General features: G+C 52.2%; 14 protein-coding genes and 2 tRNA genes. 4 read left to right on the top strand and 12 right to left on the bottom strand.

Annotation, left to right across the window (positions count from 1 at the left end):
- Positions 1–71: 71 nt before the first annotated feature.
- Complete coding sequence (locus tag PMI41_RS00905; RefSeq protein WP_008120795.1) at positions 72–845, bottom strand: SDR family oxidoreductase; 774 nt, start codon at positions 843–845, stop codon at positions 72–74.
- A 138-nt stretch (positions 846–983) separates the two neighbouring features.
- Here PMI41_RS00905 and PMI41_RS00900 point away from each other — a divergent pair, with 138 nt between their 5' ends.
- Positions 984–1,895 carry a LysR family transcriptional regulator gene (locus tag PMI41_RS00900; RefSeq protein ID WP_008120793.1) on the top strand — a complete coding sequence of 304 codons (912 nt, stop codon included), beginning with the start codon at positions 984–986 and terminating at the stop codon, positions 1,893–1,895.
- Between the two features lie 156 nt (positions 1,896–2,051).
- On the opposite strand, the gene PMI41_RS00895 is transcribed toward PMI41_RS00900, so the two are convergent.
- Positions 2,052–2,128 (bottom strand) — tRNA-Asp (locus PMI41_RS00895).
- A gap of 190 nt (positions 2,129–2,318) precedes the next feature.
- On the opposite strand from PMI41_RS00895, the gene PMI41_RS00890 reads away from it, so the two are divergent.
- Together PMI41_RS00890 and PMI41_RS00885 are read left to right on the top strand one after the other, a co-directional pair.
- Positions 2,319–2,394: transfer RNA gene (locus tag PMI41_RS00890), tRNA-Val, on the top strand.
- A gap of 205 nt (positions 2,395–2,599) precedes the next feature.
- Positions 2,600–3,592 (top strand): Dyp-type peroxidase, encoded by a 993-nt coding sequence (locus PMI41_RS00885; RefSeq protein WP_008120791.1) that lies wholly within the window; start codon positions 2,600–2,602, stop codon positions 3,590–3,592.
- Between the two features lie 64 nt (positions 3,593–3,656).
- Here PMI41_RS00885 and lon read toward each other — a convergent pair whose 3' ends face one another.
- The 9 genes from lon to PMI41_RS00840 form a co-directional block, all read right to left on the bottom strand.
- Positions 3,657–6,077: an endopeptidase La gene (gene lon, locus PMI41_RS00880; RefSeq protein WP_008120790.1), complete on the bottom strand. Its 2,421-nt coding sequence runs from the start codon at positions 6,075–6,077 to the stop codon at positions 3,657–3,659.
- Between the two features lie 330 nt (positions 6,078–6,407).
- Entirely contained in the window at positions 6,408–7,682 is a 1,275-nt protein-coding gene (gene clpX, locus PMI41_RS00875; protein WP_008120789.1) for an ATP-dependent Clp protease ATP-binding subunit ClpX, read from the bottom strand.
- A 217-nt stretch (positions 7,683–7,899) separates the two neighbouring features.
- Positions 7,900–8,529: an ATP-dependent Clp protease proteolytic subunit gene (locus PMI41_RS00870; RefSeq protein WP_008120787.1), complete on the bottom strand. Its 630-nt coding sequence runs from the start codon at positions 8,527–8,529 to the stop codon at positions 7,900–7,902.
- 147 nt (positions 8,530–8,676) lie between these two features.
- Positions 8,677–9,780: an FAD-binding oxidoreductase gene (locus PMI41_RS00865; protein WP_008120785.1), complete on the bottom strand. Its 1,104-nt coding sequence runs from the start codon at positions 9,778–9,780 to the stop codon at positions 8,677–8,679.
- A 56-nt stretch (positions 9,781–9,836) separates the two neighbouring features.
- Positions 9,837–10,181, bottom strand: a complete 345-nt coding sequence (locus PMI41_RS00860) for a cupin domain-containing protein (RefSeq protein ID WP_008120784.1) — start codon at positions 10,179–10,181, stop codon at positions 9,837–9,839.
- Between the two features lie 4 nt (positions 10,182–10,185).
- On the bottom strand, positions 10,186–11,469 hold the full coding sequence (locus PMI41_RS00855; RefSeq protein ID WP_008120782.1) for an O-acetylhomoserine aminocarboxypropyltransferase: 1,284 nt from the start codon (positions 11,467–11,469) through the stop codon (positions 10,186–10,188).
- A 248-nt stretch (positions 11,470–11,717) separates the two neighbouring features.
- Positions 11,718–12,242, bottom strand: coding sequence for a CoA-binding protein (locus tag PMI41_RS00850; protein WP_008120781.1), 525 nt, complete (start codon positions 12,240–12,242; stop codon positions 11,718–11,720).
- 5 nt (positions 12,243–12,247) lie between these two features.
- Entirely contained in the window at positions 12,248–13,072 is an 825-nt protein-coding gene (locus PMI41_RS00845; RefSeq protein ID WP_008120780.1) for an enoyl-CoA hydratase, read from the bottom strand.
- A 16-nt stretch (positions 13,073–13,088) separates the two neighbouring features.
- Entirely contained in the window at positions 13,089–13,634 is a 546-nt protein-coding gene (locus PMI41_RS00840) for a hypothetical protein (protein WP_008120779.1), read from the bottom strand.
- 79 nt (positions 13,635–13,713) lie between these two features.
- Here PMI41_RS00840 and PMI41_RS00835 point away from each other — a divergent pair, with 79 nt between their 5' ends.
- Positions 13,714–14,139: a PaaI family thioesterase gene (locus PMI41_RS00835; RefSeq protein ID WP_008120778.1), complete on the top strand. Its 426-nt coding sequence runs from the start codon at positions 13,714–13,716 to the stop codon at positions 14,137–14,139.
- Here PMI41_RS00835 and PMI41_RS00830 read toward each other — a convergent pair.
- Positions 14,136–14,699: a dihydrofolate reductase family protein gene (locus tag PMI41_RS00830; protein WP_008120776.1), complete on the bottom strand. Its 564-nt coding sequence runs from the start codon at positions 14,697–14,699 to the stop codon at positions 14,136–14,138. The genes PMI41_RS00835 and PMI41_RS00830 overlap by 4 nt on opposite strands.
- Between the last annotated feature and the right edge of the window lie 181 nt (positions 14,700–14,880).

Below are 14,880 nucleotides of genomic sequence, written 5' to 3'. Positions count from 1 at the left end.
GAAAACAAAAACTCCGGCATCCGTCAGGACGCCGAAGTTTATTCAAATGCATTCTTGGTTCTTTTGACAGCTTACTTCGTCGTATAGCCGCCGTTGACGAGGATTGTCTGCCCCGTCATCCACCAACCCTCCGAGACCATGAAGCGGATATAGGGCACAATATCTTCTATGTCGGTAAGTCCGGTTTTGGAGAAGTTCGACAACGCTGCTGCACTCTTGTGATAGGCCACAGCATCTTCACCCTCTGCAGGGTAGAAGAATGGCGTATCCATGGGTCCCGGGCCAATGGCCGTTACCGAGATGCCTCGCTCGCCAAATTCCTTTGAAGCCGCCCGTGTAAAATGCTCAACCGGCGCTTTGGTCCCTGCGTAGGCCGCATAAAAGGGCGTAAACGCTCCCAGCAACGATGTGACGAGAGTACAAATCTTTCCGTTATCGTTGAGATTTTTGCCGGCTTCCTTGAGGAAGAAGAAGGCTGTTTTGGAATTAACCGCACTCATATCGTCATATTCAGCTTCTGAAATCTCCGCGATAGGCTTCTTCAATACCTTTCCTACCGTGTTGATAGCGATGTCCGGGCGGCCAATGGTAGCGACCACATCGCGGAAAAGCTTTTCCATAGCGCCAGCGGTGGTCAAATCGGCCTGTAGCGCTATTCCTTTAGAGCCCGTAGCCTCGATTGCTGATACAGTTGCATCGGCATCAACCTTCGTTACCGAGCTGTTGTAATGCACAGCTATTGACTTGGCGCCATGGGCAGCCAGATCGCGGGCGATCAAACCACCGAGATTCTTTGCGCCTCCCGCAATGACGACTGTTTTTCCCTTGATACCGTGATCCGCCATATCTTTGGTCTCCTTCTAATACGGTTCGCATCGGGCGCCCGCTTTCATGCATCAAAGATATCGGTTAGATTTTCTGAATAAAGCTGGAGATTTCGACATCACCTGTCAGATTTTCCGCACAATGGAGATGGCTGCGCTTTGGACCGAATTGACCTCTTTCGCATTTTTTCGCGCGTTGTCGAATGCTCTAGCTTTACGCGTGCCGCCAACACTCTTGGAATTCCACGTTCGTCCGTGTCAGCGGCAGTTCTGGAACTGGAGGGGCGAGTCGGTGCACGCCTTCTGCATAGAACCACCCGTAAAGTGTCCCCAACACAGGATGGCACCGTATTCTATGATCGCTGTCAGCAGCTTATTTCCGATTTCGAGGATGCCGAAAGCCTATTCAAGCAAACAGCCGCCCAACCATCAGGCAAGCTCAGGGTGGACGTTCCCGGCCGAATAGGACGATTGGTTATTGCACCCGCACTCCCGGACTTTCTTGAGCGCTATCCGCAAATTCACATTGATCTCGGCGTCACAGACCGGGCAGTCAACCTTGTGGAAGACAATATCGATTGCGTGCTGCGCGTCGGACCGCTTTCAGATTCAAGTCTGATTGGCCGAACTATCGGGGCGCTTCCCCTGATCAACGTTGCTACACCCGATTATCTGAAACGGTTTGGCGTTCCGTACTCCCCTGCAGATCTCAATTCTCACTATGCAGTAAACTATGCATCTCCCTCTTCTGGGCGCTCGATGGAATGGGAATGGACGGAGAATGGAGAAGAATTTACCTTGCATGTGCCCAGCCGTGTCACCGTGAACAGCGCTGAAGCTTACATAGCCTGCTGTCTGGCGGGGCTGGGGCTCATTCAAATCCCCGCCTATGATGTCCAGGCTCATATCGATACTGGTGAATTGGTCGAGGTTTTGCCGGGATATCGAGCAGTGCCAATGCCCATGACCTTGCTTTATCCCCATCGCCAGCACCTATCACGGCGATTGCAGGTATTCGCCGATTGGCTTGAGACACTTTTAAAGCAAAAACTGCTCGCAGCCGCAGCGTAAACGTGAGCTACGCCGAGCGATAAGGCTACCATCGACAATAAGACGGATCATTTTGTAAGTGATGCTTTGAAAGATCATGAAATCATGAGGTGAAGCTTGCGGGGTCCGCCACTTTTCCGATAGCCAAATAAGATATTGATCTGCCTAGGGGAAAAGTGGCGCGAGTGACGGGGCTCGAACCCGCGACCTCCGGCGTGACAGGCCGGCACTCTAACCAACTGAGCTACACCCGCGCACTTTCGTACCGAACAATTTGTCCGGCGTGAGCGGTCGTTTAAGGGGTTCGCGGGAGAGTGTCAAGCGCAAGTAGCCATGAAAAATGCGATTGTGAAAAACTCTTCAAACAATTCATAAAAGTGCTACATCCCCCCTTGCCAATATCGTTCGAAACGCCTAAACGCTCCGGAACGCACCCTTTGCGAAGGGCGATTAGCTCAGTTGGTAGAGCGCTTCGTTTACACCGAAGATGTCGGGAGTTCGAGTCTCTCATCGCCCACCATTCTTTCTACACAAGATCAGAATGTTGAAACAGTGCCCCGGATGGGCTTACTGTTTATACGGCAATTGAAATTTCAAAACTCCCCCTCAAAGCCAACTGGCATCGCAATAAATTACTACTGTTGACATTCATTTTGCAGCGCATTTGTCAGTTCTGTTAGCATGGAACTTGCCTATATGCGAACCAGTGGAAGGACAGTCGAATCGTGCCAAAACAAAAATGGGACCGGGTGACTATTGACGCGCAAAGTGTGGATGCGCCCTTATCGCTGTCAGCCGTTTTTCTTGTTCTTACCATCAATGATGACGATTTATCGCTTGCAGAGCTTTGTTCCACGTTGGATGGACTGAACGATCTGATAAAAACTGTCGGATTCCGCGATTTGTCGGCACGTTTGTCTTGCATCGTGGGTATTGGCGCTGAGCTATGGAACCGGCTTTCGCCCGGTAAAAAGCCCCTTGAGCTACGCTCATTCACCGGAATCGAAGGCCCTGTGCACACCGCGCCCGCCACGCCCGGCGACCTGATCTTTCATATCCGATCAGAGCGCGTAGACCTCTGCTTTGAACTTGAACGCATGATTCTCGATAGGCTCGACAGCTCATCCACCGTTGTGGATGAAGTTTCTGGTTTCCGGTATTTCGATTCGCGCGATTTGCTCGGGTTCGTCGACGGCACAGCGAACCCGACCGGCACCGATCTGCCTGCTAGCACGCTGATAGGTGACGAAGACCCGGGTTTTGCAGGCGGCAGTTACATCGTGGTGCAAAAATATCTGCACGACCTTAGAAAATGGACGGCACTTCCAACCAATGAGCAGGAAGAAATCATCGGCCGCAAGAAAATCGACAATGTTGAGATTGACGATGATGATGCCCCACGCAAATCACACAAATCTCTGGCTACTATTCTCGACGCTGAGGGGAACGAGCATGATATTCTGCGCGACAACATGCCATTCGGTCGACCGGGTCAGCAGGAATATGGAACCTACTTCATCGGTTATTCGCGTTATTTGTGGGTTATAGAGGAAATGCTCAGGCGCATGTACCTGGGCGATCCGCCCGGCAACTATGACAGATTGCTGGATTATTCTACTCCGCTCACTGGTACCACTTTCTTTGCCCCTGCAAGACCGACGCTAGAGGCTCTGGTAAAGGATGCGACGGCGAGACTGGCAGCAAACGTTAGCTTTTAGCGGCAGGCTGTAGAATCAAAAAAGCCGGACAATTTCGTGTCCGGCTTTTTGATTTTCTTGGCTGTTAATGAGCTATCTGGGCTGCAGTATCATCTTCCACAGCGGTTGTAGGAACATGAGCTGGTTCAGTCCATTCGATTGGCTCCGGCTGGCGCACAAGCGCATGCTTGATAACTTCATTGGCATGCGAAACCGGAATAATCTCAAGACCGTTCTTCACATTGTCAGGAATTTCCGCCAAATCCTTGGCGTTTTCTTCCGGAATTAGAACCGTCTTGATACCGCCGCGCAAGGCAGCCAGCAGCTTCTCTTTCAATCCGCCGATAGGCAACACCCTGCCCCGCAACGTGATCTCGCCAGTCATGGCAATATCCTTGCGAACCGGAATGCCAGTCAGGATCGATACAATGGCCGTAACCATGGCTATACCAGCTGAAGGGCCATCCTTGGGTGTAGCGCCTTCCGGCACGTGCACGTGAATGTCACGACGGTCGAACAAAGGTGGCTCGACACCGAAATCAATTGCACGCGAGCGGACATAGGACGCCGCAGCAGAAATTGATTCCTTCATAACGTCGCGCAGATTGCCGGTAACAGTCATGCGGCCCTTACCGGGCATCATGACACCTTCAATGGTCAGCAACTCGCCGCCCACCTCGGTCCAGGCAAGACCTGTAACAACGCCAACCTGATCCTCGCCATCGATCTGGCCAAAACGGAACTTCTCGACACCGAGATATTCATCAATGTTGGCCTCTGTGACCTTCACTGATTTCTTCTTGGTCTTCAGGATTTCCGTTACTGCCTTACGGGCAAGCTTCATCAACTCGCGCTCAAGACTACGGACACCGGCTTCCCGTGTATAGCTGCGGATGATCGCACGGATAGCACCTTCAGATACCGAGAACTCCTTCGGCTGCAAAGCGTGATCCCGGATTGCCTTGGGCAACAAGTGCCGCTTGGCGATTTCCAGCTTCTCATCCTCGGTGTAACCGGCAATACGGATGATCTCCATACGATCCATCAAAGGACCGGGAATGTTCAGCGTATTGGCAGTCGTCACGAACATCACATTCGAAAGATCATATTCGACCTCAAGATAATGATCCATGAAGGTTGAGTTCTGTTCCGGATCAAGTACCTCCAGCAATGCGGAAGATGGATCGCCGCGGAAATCCTGACCCATCTTGTCGATCTCATCGAGCAAGAAGAGTGGATTGGATTTCTTCGCCTTCTTCATCGACTGAATGACCTTGCCGGGCATTGAACCGATATAGGTACGGCGGTGACCGCGAATTTCAGCCTCATCACGCACGCCGCCAAGCGACATGCGTACATATTCACGGCCTGTAGCCTTGGCAATCGAGCGGGCCAGCGAAGTCTTGCCCACGCCGGGAGGACCGACCAAGCAAAGGATTGGGCCCTTGATCTTGGTGGAACGCGCCTGTACCGCCAGATATTCAACGATGCGATCCTTGACTTTGTCCAAACCGTAATGTTCAGCGTCCAGCACCTCGTCAGCAAGATTCAGGTCGTTCTTGACCTTCGATTTCTTGCCCCAAGGAATCGACAGCAGCCAATCAAGGTAGTTGCGAACAACTGTCGCCTCGGCAGACATTGGGCTCATCTGACGCAGCTTCTTGAGCTCGGCATTGGCCTTCTCACGGGCTTCCTTGGAAAGCTTGGTCTTCTTGATGCGGTCTTCCAGCTCGGCAGCTTCGTCACGACCGTCTTCGCCGTCACCAAGTTCCTTTTGGATCGCCTTCATCTGTTCGTTCAGATAGTACTCGCGCTGGGTCTTCTCCATCTGGCGCTTTACGCGCGAACGGATACGCTTTTCCACCTGGAGAACAGAGATTTCAGACTCCATGAACGACATTGCCTTTTCCAACCGTGCGCGCACGGAAAGAATTGAAAGCATGTCCTGCTTTTCTGGAATCTTGATTGCCAGATGTGATGCAACCGTATCAGCAAGCTTCGAGTAGTCCTCAATCTGACCGGCAGCGCCAACAACTTCAGGCGAAATCTTCTTGTTCAGCTTTACGTAATTCTCAAAATCCGACACAACGGAGCGCGCAAGAGCTTCAACCTCGACCGGATCTTCTTCTGGTTCGGCCAGCGTCGTTGCATTGGCTTCGTGATAATCCGTGCGGTCGCTGAAACTTGTGATCTCAGCGCGAGCAATACCCTCAACAAGTACTTTGACTGTACCGTCCGGCAATTTCAGCAATTGCAGGACGTTGGCAATTGTACCAACTGTGTAGATGGCATCAGCCTGGGGATCGTCGTCCGCAGCGTTTTTCTGTGTGGCAAGCAGGATTTGCTTGTCGACGCCCATCACTTCCTCAAGTGCACGAATTGATTTCTCGCGTCCGACGAAGAGTGGAACAATCATGTGTGGGAAGACAACGATATCGCGCAATGGCAAAACGGCATAAAGCCCGCTCTCACCACCCGCCGGTGTCTTCTTGCTTGCAACCGTCATTTCAGTGTCCTTTCTCAGGCCATCAGGCCAGATCACCGCGTCCGGGTACCCTTTGGTTTCATGATTTCCGGAGGATGAATGGGAGAAAATACTCCAGTCCGGAAACCATGTTTTGAGCGGCGTACCACCAGTTATGCGGCTTAACTATTACTTGGAGTGGCAACCCTTACGTTTCAAGTCACCGGGCCCCAAGCATCTTCACAGAATCGTAATCATCCTGCGCCCCGGATGATTGGAGCGCAATCTCTTGCTTGGCAGTACACAGCTTTGAAAACAGAAAAGCTCCGCACAACGCGGAGCTCCTCGTTATTTTGCGCTATTTCCGAAAGATTATGCGGAAACATTGCCTTTTTCTTCCTTGCGTTCAGCATAGATGTAGAGCGGACGTGAATTGCCCTCTACAACATCGCCTGAGATGACCACTTCTTGAACGCCATCAAGCGTCGGAAGCTCGTACATCGTATCAAGCAGGATCTTCTCCATGATCGACCGCAAACCGCGAGCACCCGTCTTACGGGCAATCGCACGCTTCGCAATCGCCTTTAAAGCGTCCTCATGGAATGTCAGCTCGACATTTTCCATATCAAACAAGCGCTGATACTGCTTCACCAAGGCATTTTTCGGTTCGGACAATATCTGAACCAGAGCAACCTCATCGAGGTCCTCCAGCGTCGCGATAACAGGCAAGCGACCGACAAACTCTGGTATGAGACCGAACTTCAGCAAATCCTCCGGCTCAAGTTCGCGGAAGATCGCGCCGACCCGGCGATCATCCGGAGCCTTAACCGCTGCACTAAAGCCGATCGACGTTTTTTCGCCCCGAGCAGATATGATCTTGTCAAGACCGGCAAAGGCACCGCCACAAATGAACAGAATGTTCGTGGTGTCCACCTGCAGGAATTCCTGCTGTGGATGCTTGCGGCCGCCCTGAGGCGGTACAGAAGCGACAGTGCCTTCCATGATTTTCAACAAGGCCTGTTGAACACCCTCGCCTGAAACGTCCCGGGTGATCGAAGGATTGTCCGACTTGCGGCTGATCTTGTCGACTTCGTCGATATAAACGATGCCTCGCTGCGCCCGCTCGACATTGTAGTCGGCCGACTGAAGCAGCTTGAGAATAATGTTTTCGACATCTTCACCAACATAACCGGCTTCCGTCAACGTCGTCGCGTCTGCCATTGTAAACGGCACGTCAATGATGCGGGCGAGCGATTGCGCCAGATAGGTCTTGCCGCAACCGGTCGGGCCAACAAGAAGGATGTTGGATTTCGCCAGTTCGACTTCATTATTTTTTGATGCGTGGGCCAACCGCTTGTAATGGTTGTGGACCGCGACAGAGAGAACACGCTTGGCATGGTTCTGACCGATGACATAATCATCCAGAACAGCCATGATTTCCTGCGGCGTCGGGACGCCTTCACGAGATTTCACCATCGAGGATTTGTTTTCCTCGCGGATGATGTCCATGCACAATTCGACGCATTCATCGCAAATGAAAACAGTCGGGCCCGCAATCAACTTGCGAACTTCGTGCTGGCTCTTCCCGCAAAACGAGCAATAAAGCGTATTCTTGGAATCGCCGCCGCCGTTGCTGACTTTGCTCATTGCAGTTTCCTTTCAGTATCGACCCCTCCACTTCCGGGGGTCGCCACCTCCGTTAGATGGAAGTGATTCGATCAGTCATTGGTAGAATAAGCTCTTCAAACTCACCAATAACTTAACGTAGCGTCTGCTCGCCTCTATGCAAGCCGCTTATGTGGCAGAAAGTCCCCACATGGGTCAAAAAAAGTTCATTTTCGACCCATGAGAGCAATTTAGCCGGTTACTTTACGTCGCCTTCGACCGCAGCGCGCGATTCGAACATCTTGTCGACCAATCCGAAATCAAGTGATTCCTGTGCGGTCATGAAGTGATCGCGATCGAGGGTGCGCTCGATTGTTTCGTAATCTTGACCAGTGTGCTTGACGTAAATCTCATTCAGGCGGCGCTTCATCTTGATGATATCCTGCGCGTGGCGCTCGATATCGGAAGCCTGCCCCTGGAAACCACCGGAAGGCTGGTGAAGCATGATGCGCGCATTGGGAAGCACGAAACGCATGTCCTTTTCACCGGCAGTCAACAAGAGCGATCCCATTGATGCGGCCTGACCGAAGCAAAGGGTGGATACGGCAGGACGAATGAACTGCATCGTATCGTAAATCGCCATGCCTGAAGTCACCACGCCACCCGGCGAGTTGATGTAGAGATTGATTTCTTTTTTTGGATTCTCGGACTCAAGGAATAGCAACTGCGCGCAGATCAGCGTCGCCATGCCATCTTCGATTGGTCCGGTAATAAAAATAATGCGTTCTTTCAGCAGGCGCGAGAATATATCATAGGCCCGCTCGCCCCGATTGGTCTGTTCAACGACCATAGGTACGAGGTTCATAGCTGTTTCGATTGGATCTCTCATCGGTGGGCCTCAGCTTTTAAGAGAATACGGGGCGGAAAACGCCTCAGATTCGTGGAACAAGGATTCGATACATAGGGTGTCGGGACCCGCTTCTGCAAGATGTTCGCGGCATGATGCAGGTTCAATATGAGGGCAAATGGCCGATAATCACGAGGCTTCAGCTCTCAACCACCGTTTCAGCAACGGAACATCGCCGTGTTCGATGGTTTGCGCCACACGCCTCCCAACGGCTGCACCAAATTTGTAGCCGTGGCCGGAACAGGCCGAAACGACGATGCACTTGCCCACCTCAGTCGCAAAAAAACGCTCGTCTGAGGTGAAAGTATAGGCGCAGGTCACAACATTTGTTACCCGATATTCGGAAAGGCGTTTCAAAGGAGGTGCGAAAAGATTTCGGATGATCTCGCCCTCTCCGTCAACGGGAACGCGATCCAGATCAGCACTCGGGGTTTTGCGCTTGTGCAGACCAGAGCCAAACTTCAAACCGCCACCGCCGCTTGGCGGTAGTATATAACCGTCTGTACGACCGCCGACATCCAGCACCACGGGCGAGGCATCCCAGGCGGCTTTCAAGTCTGTCGGAGGCTCCAGATAGACTACGGCAGTACGGTAAGTCGTTAATTCTGCAGTGATATCCGGAAACAGCTTTGTCACCCAGGCGCCAGCCGTCACGATGACTTTATCGGCAGTTATTCTTGTACCATCGGCGATGACCACAGAACCATTATCGGTATCGACAGCCGTAACTTGGGTATCCTTAAGGATTTCCGCACCGTTTTCACGAAGCCAGCGGACCATATCCGTTGCGATTTTCTTGCAGTGCAATGCGCCGCCTTCCGGTGAGAAAAAAGCATACTTGAACGTATCCTCTTCAAGATAGGCATAACGCTTCAAAGCTTCGGCAGGATCATAGATTTCAATGGGATAGCCGCCGCTTTCAAGACCTTCCCGGTATTCTTCCGCTTCGTCTCCGGCTTCGCGTGATACGGCCATAAACCCGCGTGAATCGAGATGTACAGCGCCTATATCACGCCAAAGCTCCTCCCAAGCCTCATACGCCTCGGAAATCGCATTGGCATAGCCACCCGCAGCACCGTAAGCACGGCGAATGATGCGGTGATGATCGCCCGAAGCAGCGAGCGGATTAGGGATGGTGCCCTGCTCTATCAGCGTGACGGAGTGACCGGCTTTGGTCAGGGACCAAGCCGAGGAAAGGCCACCAATACCGGCGCCGACAATAGTAATTTTCATTATAAGACTCTGTTTTTACTGCTTTTCAACAAAGCTAGCGAACATGCAGCAATTCGTCAAAGTCTTATCACATATTCCTTGCGTGTCGTCTCAAGCACTTCCCATGTTCCGCGAAATCCGGACTTTATGACAAAGCTGTCGCCTGCCTCTATATGGCGCTCGTCGCCGCCATCTTCCGTAATGATCGAACGCCCGGAAAGAATGTGGCAAAACTCCCATTCATCATAGGCGATACGCCATTTGCCGGGCGTTGCTTCCCAAATCCCCGCATAAATTCCACCATCGGCCTCATCGCAATTCCAGGTGCGGAACTGCGGATCGCCGGAAATTACCCTATCCGGTTTTGGCGCCCCATGTTCAGGATCGATATCGCCAAAATCTATTTTTACAAGGTTTGTCATAGACTTAGACTTTCGCCAATGCCTGTTCGAGATCAGCAATAATGTCGGCTACGTTCTCTATACCGATAGACAGGCGCACGACATCGGGACCAGCGCCTGCAGCAGTTTTCTGAGCGTCAGCCAATTGGCGATGGGTAGTCGAAGCGGGATGAATTACCAGCGATTTCGTGTCGCCGATATTCGCCAGATGAGAGAACAGCTCAAGGCTCTCAACCAGCTTGACACCGGCATCATACCCACCCTTCAAACCAAAGGTGAAAACAGCGCCTCCACCATGCGGTGAATATTTTTTCTGAAGTGAGTTATACGGGTCATCCGGCAGCCCGGCATAGCTGACCCAACCAACTTTATCATGCTCTCTCAACCACTTGGCGACAGCCAATGTGTTGTCGACGTGGCGCTGCATGCGTAGCGGCAAGGTTTCGATGCCGGTGGCGATGAGAAATGCATTGAAGGGAGAAAGCGCCGGACCAAGGTCCCGCAGGCCGAGAACCCGCGCGGCAATGGCGAAGGCAAAATTACCAAAAGTCTCGTGCAGGACAATGCCATTATATTCCGAACGGGGCTCGGAAAGCAGCGGGTAATTACCGGATTTCGACCAGTCGAACGTGCCGCCGTCAACGATGATTCCACCCATCGAATTGCCGTGGCCACCAAGGAACTTCGTGGCAGAATGTATAACAATATCAGCACCATGCTCGATCGGTCGGATCAGATACGGTGATGCCAAAGTGTTGTCTACAATCAGCGGAATGCCATGCTTGTGCGCAATTTCGGCGATGGCAGCGATATCGGAAATGATGCCGCCGGGATTGGCGATGCTCTCGATAAAAATGGCGCGGGTCTTCTCGTCAATCTGGGCTTCAAAGGCCAAGGGATCGGTACCGTCAGCCCAGCGGACACGCCAGTCGAAAGACTTGAATGATTGGCCGAACTGATTGATCGAGCCACCATAAAGCTTGTTGGAAGCGACGAAATTATCGCCGGGCTGCATTAGCGTATGAAATACCAGAAGTTGTGCTGCATGGCCCGATGCAACTGCCAGTGCGGCGGTGCCGCCTTCAAGTGCTGCAACACGTTCTTCCAGTACAGCATTGGTTGGATTGGTAATTCGGGTGTAGATGTTGCCGAAAGCCTTGAGGCCGAAGAGAGAAGCGGCATGATCGGCATCGTCGAAAACGAAAGCAGTGGTCTGATAAATCGGGGTCGCCCTCGCCCCGGTTGCCGGGTCTGGCTGGGCTCCGGCGTGTATCGCCAAGGTTTCAATTCCGGGTGCACGATTGGCCATACTGGGTGTCCTCCAAAGCATTTGATGAAGGCAAGCTATGGGATAGGAGAGCGTACGCCAAGGAAAGTTTTTTCAATCCAGCAAGATAAACGTATTCAACCAAGCACAACTAAATTGCATCTGTAGATTTTAATTTTACTAGCAGATTCGATGATTTTGCTCACAGAATCCCTTCATTCTCTGGAAACCTGCTTTTATTTCAAAAAAGCTGCGATGAAACACCAAAAAGTCTTTTCCAAATTCTGCTCTCACTTCGACCGGTTTAATCCAAAACTCTGAAAGCCTTTTCCAAGGATTGGTTTCTTGGAAGAAAGCACCCGCGAGTTCACCCCGCTCCATCCGATCTCGCCGCAAAGTCGCGCATACTCGATTTTCGGACAACGGTTCATTACGACCTGAATTCCAGCTGCCTCGGCTTTCGCCGCAGCTGCATCATTGCGTACCGTAAGTTGTGTCCAGATGACTTTCGGCAAAGTGCTCAGAGCCAACACTTCATCGACAATTGCCGGGACGGCATCGGATGCGCGGAACACGTCAACCATGTCGATGGTGCCCGGAATATCCGCCAAGCGTGCATAAGTCAGCTGTCCGAGGATATCTTTACCGGCTTGTCCCGGATTAACGGGGATAACATGGTAGCCCTTGGCCAGAAGATATTTCATCACGAAGAAGCTTGGCCGCACCTCATTAGCGGAGGCACCGACCATAGCGATCGTTTTGACCGATGAGAGGATATCGCGAATGTATTCGTCCGGATAATGATCGTGATCCATGCCTGTTACTCGCCCGTCCATTCGGGTTTGCGCTTTTCAATAAATGCGCTGATACCCTCTTCCGCATCGCGAGCCAGCATGTTTTCCACCATGACCTGAGCCGTATAGTCATAAGCATCAGAAAGATTCATATCAGCCTGCTTGTAAAATGCTTCCTTGCCGACTTTCAGAACCAAAGGAGATTTGGCAGCAATGGCTTGCGCATATTTTCTGACAATCTGATTCAGATATTCCTGCGGCACCACGCGATTGACTAGCCCGAACTCGCGAGCGGTGGAAGCATCGATGGTTTCGCCCGTCAGCAGCATCTCCATAGCCTGTTTGCGCGATACATTGCGCGAAAGGGCGACCATCGGTGTCGAGCAGAACAGCCCAATGTGAACGCCGGGCGTACAGAAGGTCGATTTATCCGAACAGACGGCCAGATCGCATGAAGCGACGAGCTGACATCCCGCAGCGGTTGCAAGACCGTCCACTCCAGCAATTACGGGTTTTGGATGATTGACGATTGCCTGCATCAGTTCCCCGCAAAGGCGCATGGTCTGTTCGAAGAAGGCACGGCCGCGATCATCATCGGCGCGATGGCTCGACAATTCCTTGAGGTCATGCCCCGCAGAAAACAGCTTCAATGCTGAATCGAGGATGATAACGCGAACAGCCTTGTCTTCTCTCGCCGATTGAAGATGTTCCAGCAGCAATTGCATCATGGCAATCGACAGTGCGTTCGCAGGAGCATTCTGCATGGTCAGGCGCAGGACACCGTCCAGCAGCTCATAACCGACAATAGAGCCAACCGGCCCTTCCTTGCGGATGGCATGAACTTCTCCCATGTGATTCCTCATTATATTATTGCGGCTTGGCCCATTGATTATAGAAGGGCTTCAGTGAGCGCAAATGACGCTCGACAACAGCAAGGTTTTCCGCTGTAGGTCTCGCATTTTCCACGCGAACCAACCCAGCCTTCAAACCATTGATGAGTTCCGATTTTTCAGCGTCTGAAAGATTGACCCGCGTCGGGACTTCAGCAATCGCCTTTTCAACTTCCAGTTTCGGCTGCGGATGGGTTGCCCAATGATAGGTGACCATGATGGTGTTATTGACGTTGAGCCAGTCGGCATAGCTGGCAAAACCGTATTCTCTGGCTTTTGTATCAAGAAGCGCTGCGCCACCTGGTAGTTCGGAGTCCCGTTCGAGTTCGCGTGCGGTCGCGGCTACGGGCGCGTAGCCATAAAGGTAGCGCCGGATCGTTTCTTCGTTAAGAGCCGCGACCTGATCTGGCAGCGAATAACGCTCAACGACAGGCGCCATAGGCGGAAGAGGCCGCGCAGCAAACAGACCGGCATAACCAATAGTGACAACAAGCGAAGTGACAATAATACCCGGCGGTTTCATAAACGGCCCATCCTTGCAAAGACGATGCGACACCAATAGTAACAGCGAAATTGTAAACAAAACAGCAAGGGAAGCGATAATGGCTGCGATGATGGATGTTGGCGCCCTTACTGCCTTTCTCGAGCAGGAGTTTCCCCAGGTCAATGCCGATGGCGTGGCTTACACCGTAACGGGTGCCGGCGATGGTTACGCCACCATGCGGCTTGAACCTACGGTCAGGCATTTGCGCCCGGGCGGCACAGTTTCAGGTCCGACCCTTTTCGCGCTTGCCGACATTACAGCCTATGTTGCCATTCTCGCTCAGATCGGCCCCGTTGCGCTGGCCGTCACAACAAACCTCAATATCAACTTCCTGCGCAAACCGGAAATTGGCCCGGTGGATGCAAAAGCTACGCTGCTGAAACTTGGAAAGCGCCTCGCGGTGGTCGATATTGCACTGACCAGCGGAGCCAGCGGCGAGCTTGTCGCTCAAGCTACAGCCACCTATTCCATACCCCCCAATTAGGTTTGGTTATTGTCGAGAATGTAGCTATTCACGACGATACCGCACTCATAGGCGGTCGACGCCTCGTGCTTCAGCGGAACAAGAGATTTGAAAATCCGTCCGCCGCCACCAAAGGCAAAGGGGTGAACAAAGAAGTGAAACTCGTCGATCAATCCGTTCTCTATAAGTGACGAAACGAAGCCTATCCCTCCATAGACGATAAGGTCTTTTCCCGGCTGTTGCTTCAACTGCGTGACGGCCTCTACCAGCGGGCCATTTTCCACCCGCGAATTGAGACCTGCGACCTCATTGATGGTTTGGCTAAAGACGATCTTTGGCATATCGACAAGCAATTTGGCGATGCGAAATTCCTGATCTTCCGGTTTGTTCGCCGCTTCTTCCCAATAGGTCATGAATTCGGGGGTCATGCCCCTGCCAAGCAGAATCGTATCGCTGGTTTCGATCAAGTCCGCCGTGAACCGCCAAAGCTGCTCATCCCACTCGGAAATCCAGCTTTCACTCTCTGGTCTCGAAACGAAACCATCGACAGAAACTCCCATCTGCAATTTAAGCTTTCTCACGCATCCCTCCCCGATCAATGAGCATTCAGCACATCTAACATTGCGGCGCTAACAATCCAAATTGCCTCCGACTTATCGGCAGGAAGATCAAGGCAGACGACCTGCTGATCGCTGTTCCAAATTTTCTTCTCGATGCGGGGAACCGGAAACTGCGTGAACCGTTATGGGGCACGCCTATTTC

Source organism: Phyllobacterium sp. YR531 (assembly GCF_000282595.1).
Classification (GTDB): Bacteria; Pseudomonadota; Alphaproteobacteria; order Rhizobiales; family Rhizobiaceae; genus Phyllobacterium.
The sequence above is the reverse complement of the archived record's forward strand: the minus strand, read 5'-3'. Positions and strand labels throughout refer to the sequence as shown.

Coding starts and splice junctions, on each gene's coding strand:
- PMI41_RS00905 (WP_008120795.1), bottom strand. CDS start 845: ATGGCGGATCACGGTATCAAGGGAAAAACAGTCGTCATTGCGGGAGGC.
- lon (WP_008120790.1), bottom strand. CDS start 6,077: ATGACGGTTGCAAGCAAGAAGACACCGGCGGGTGGTGAGAGCGGGCTT.
- clpX (WP_008120789.1), bottom strand. CDS start 7,682: ATGAGCAAAGTCAGCAACGGCGGCGGCGATTCCAAGAATACGCTTTAT.
- PMI41_RS00870 (WP_008120787.1), bottom strand. CDS start 8,529: ATGAGAGATCCAATCGAAACAGCTATGAACCTCGTACCTATGGTCGTT.
- PMI41_RS00865 (WP_008120785.1), bottom strand. CDS start 9,780: ATGAAAATTACTATTGTCGGCGCCGGTATTGGTGGCCTTTCCTCGGCT.
- PMI41_RS00860 (WP_008120784.1), bottom strand. CDS start 10,181: ATGACAAACCTTGTAAAAATAGATTTTGGCGATATCGATCCTGAACAT.
- PMI41_RS00855 (WP_008120782.1), bottom strand. CDS start 11,469: ATGGCCAATCGTGCACCCGGAATTGAAACCTTGGCGATACACGCCGGA.
- PMI41_RS00850 (WP_008120781.1), bottom strand. CDS start 12,242: ATGGATCACGATCATTATCCGGACGAATACATTCGCGATATCCTCTCA.
- PMI41_RS00845 (WP_008120780.1), bottom strand. CDS start 13,072: ATGGGAGAAGTTCATGCCATCCGCAAGGAAGGGCCGGTTGGCTCTATT.
- PMI41_RS00840 (WP_008120779.1), bottom strand. CDS start 13,634: ATGAAACCGCCGGGTATTATTGTCACTTCGCTTGTTGTCACTATTGGT.
- PMI41_RS00835 (WP_008120778.1), top strand. CDS start 13,714: ATGGCTGCGATGATGGATGTTGGCGCCCTTACTGCCTTTCTCGAGCAG.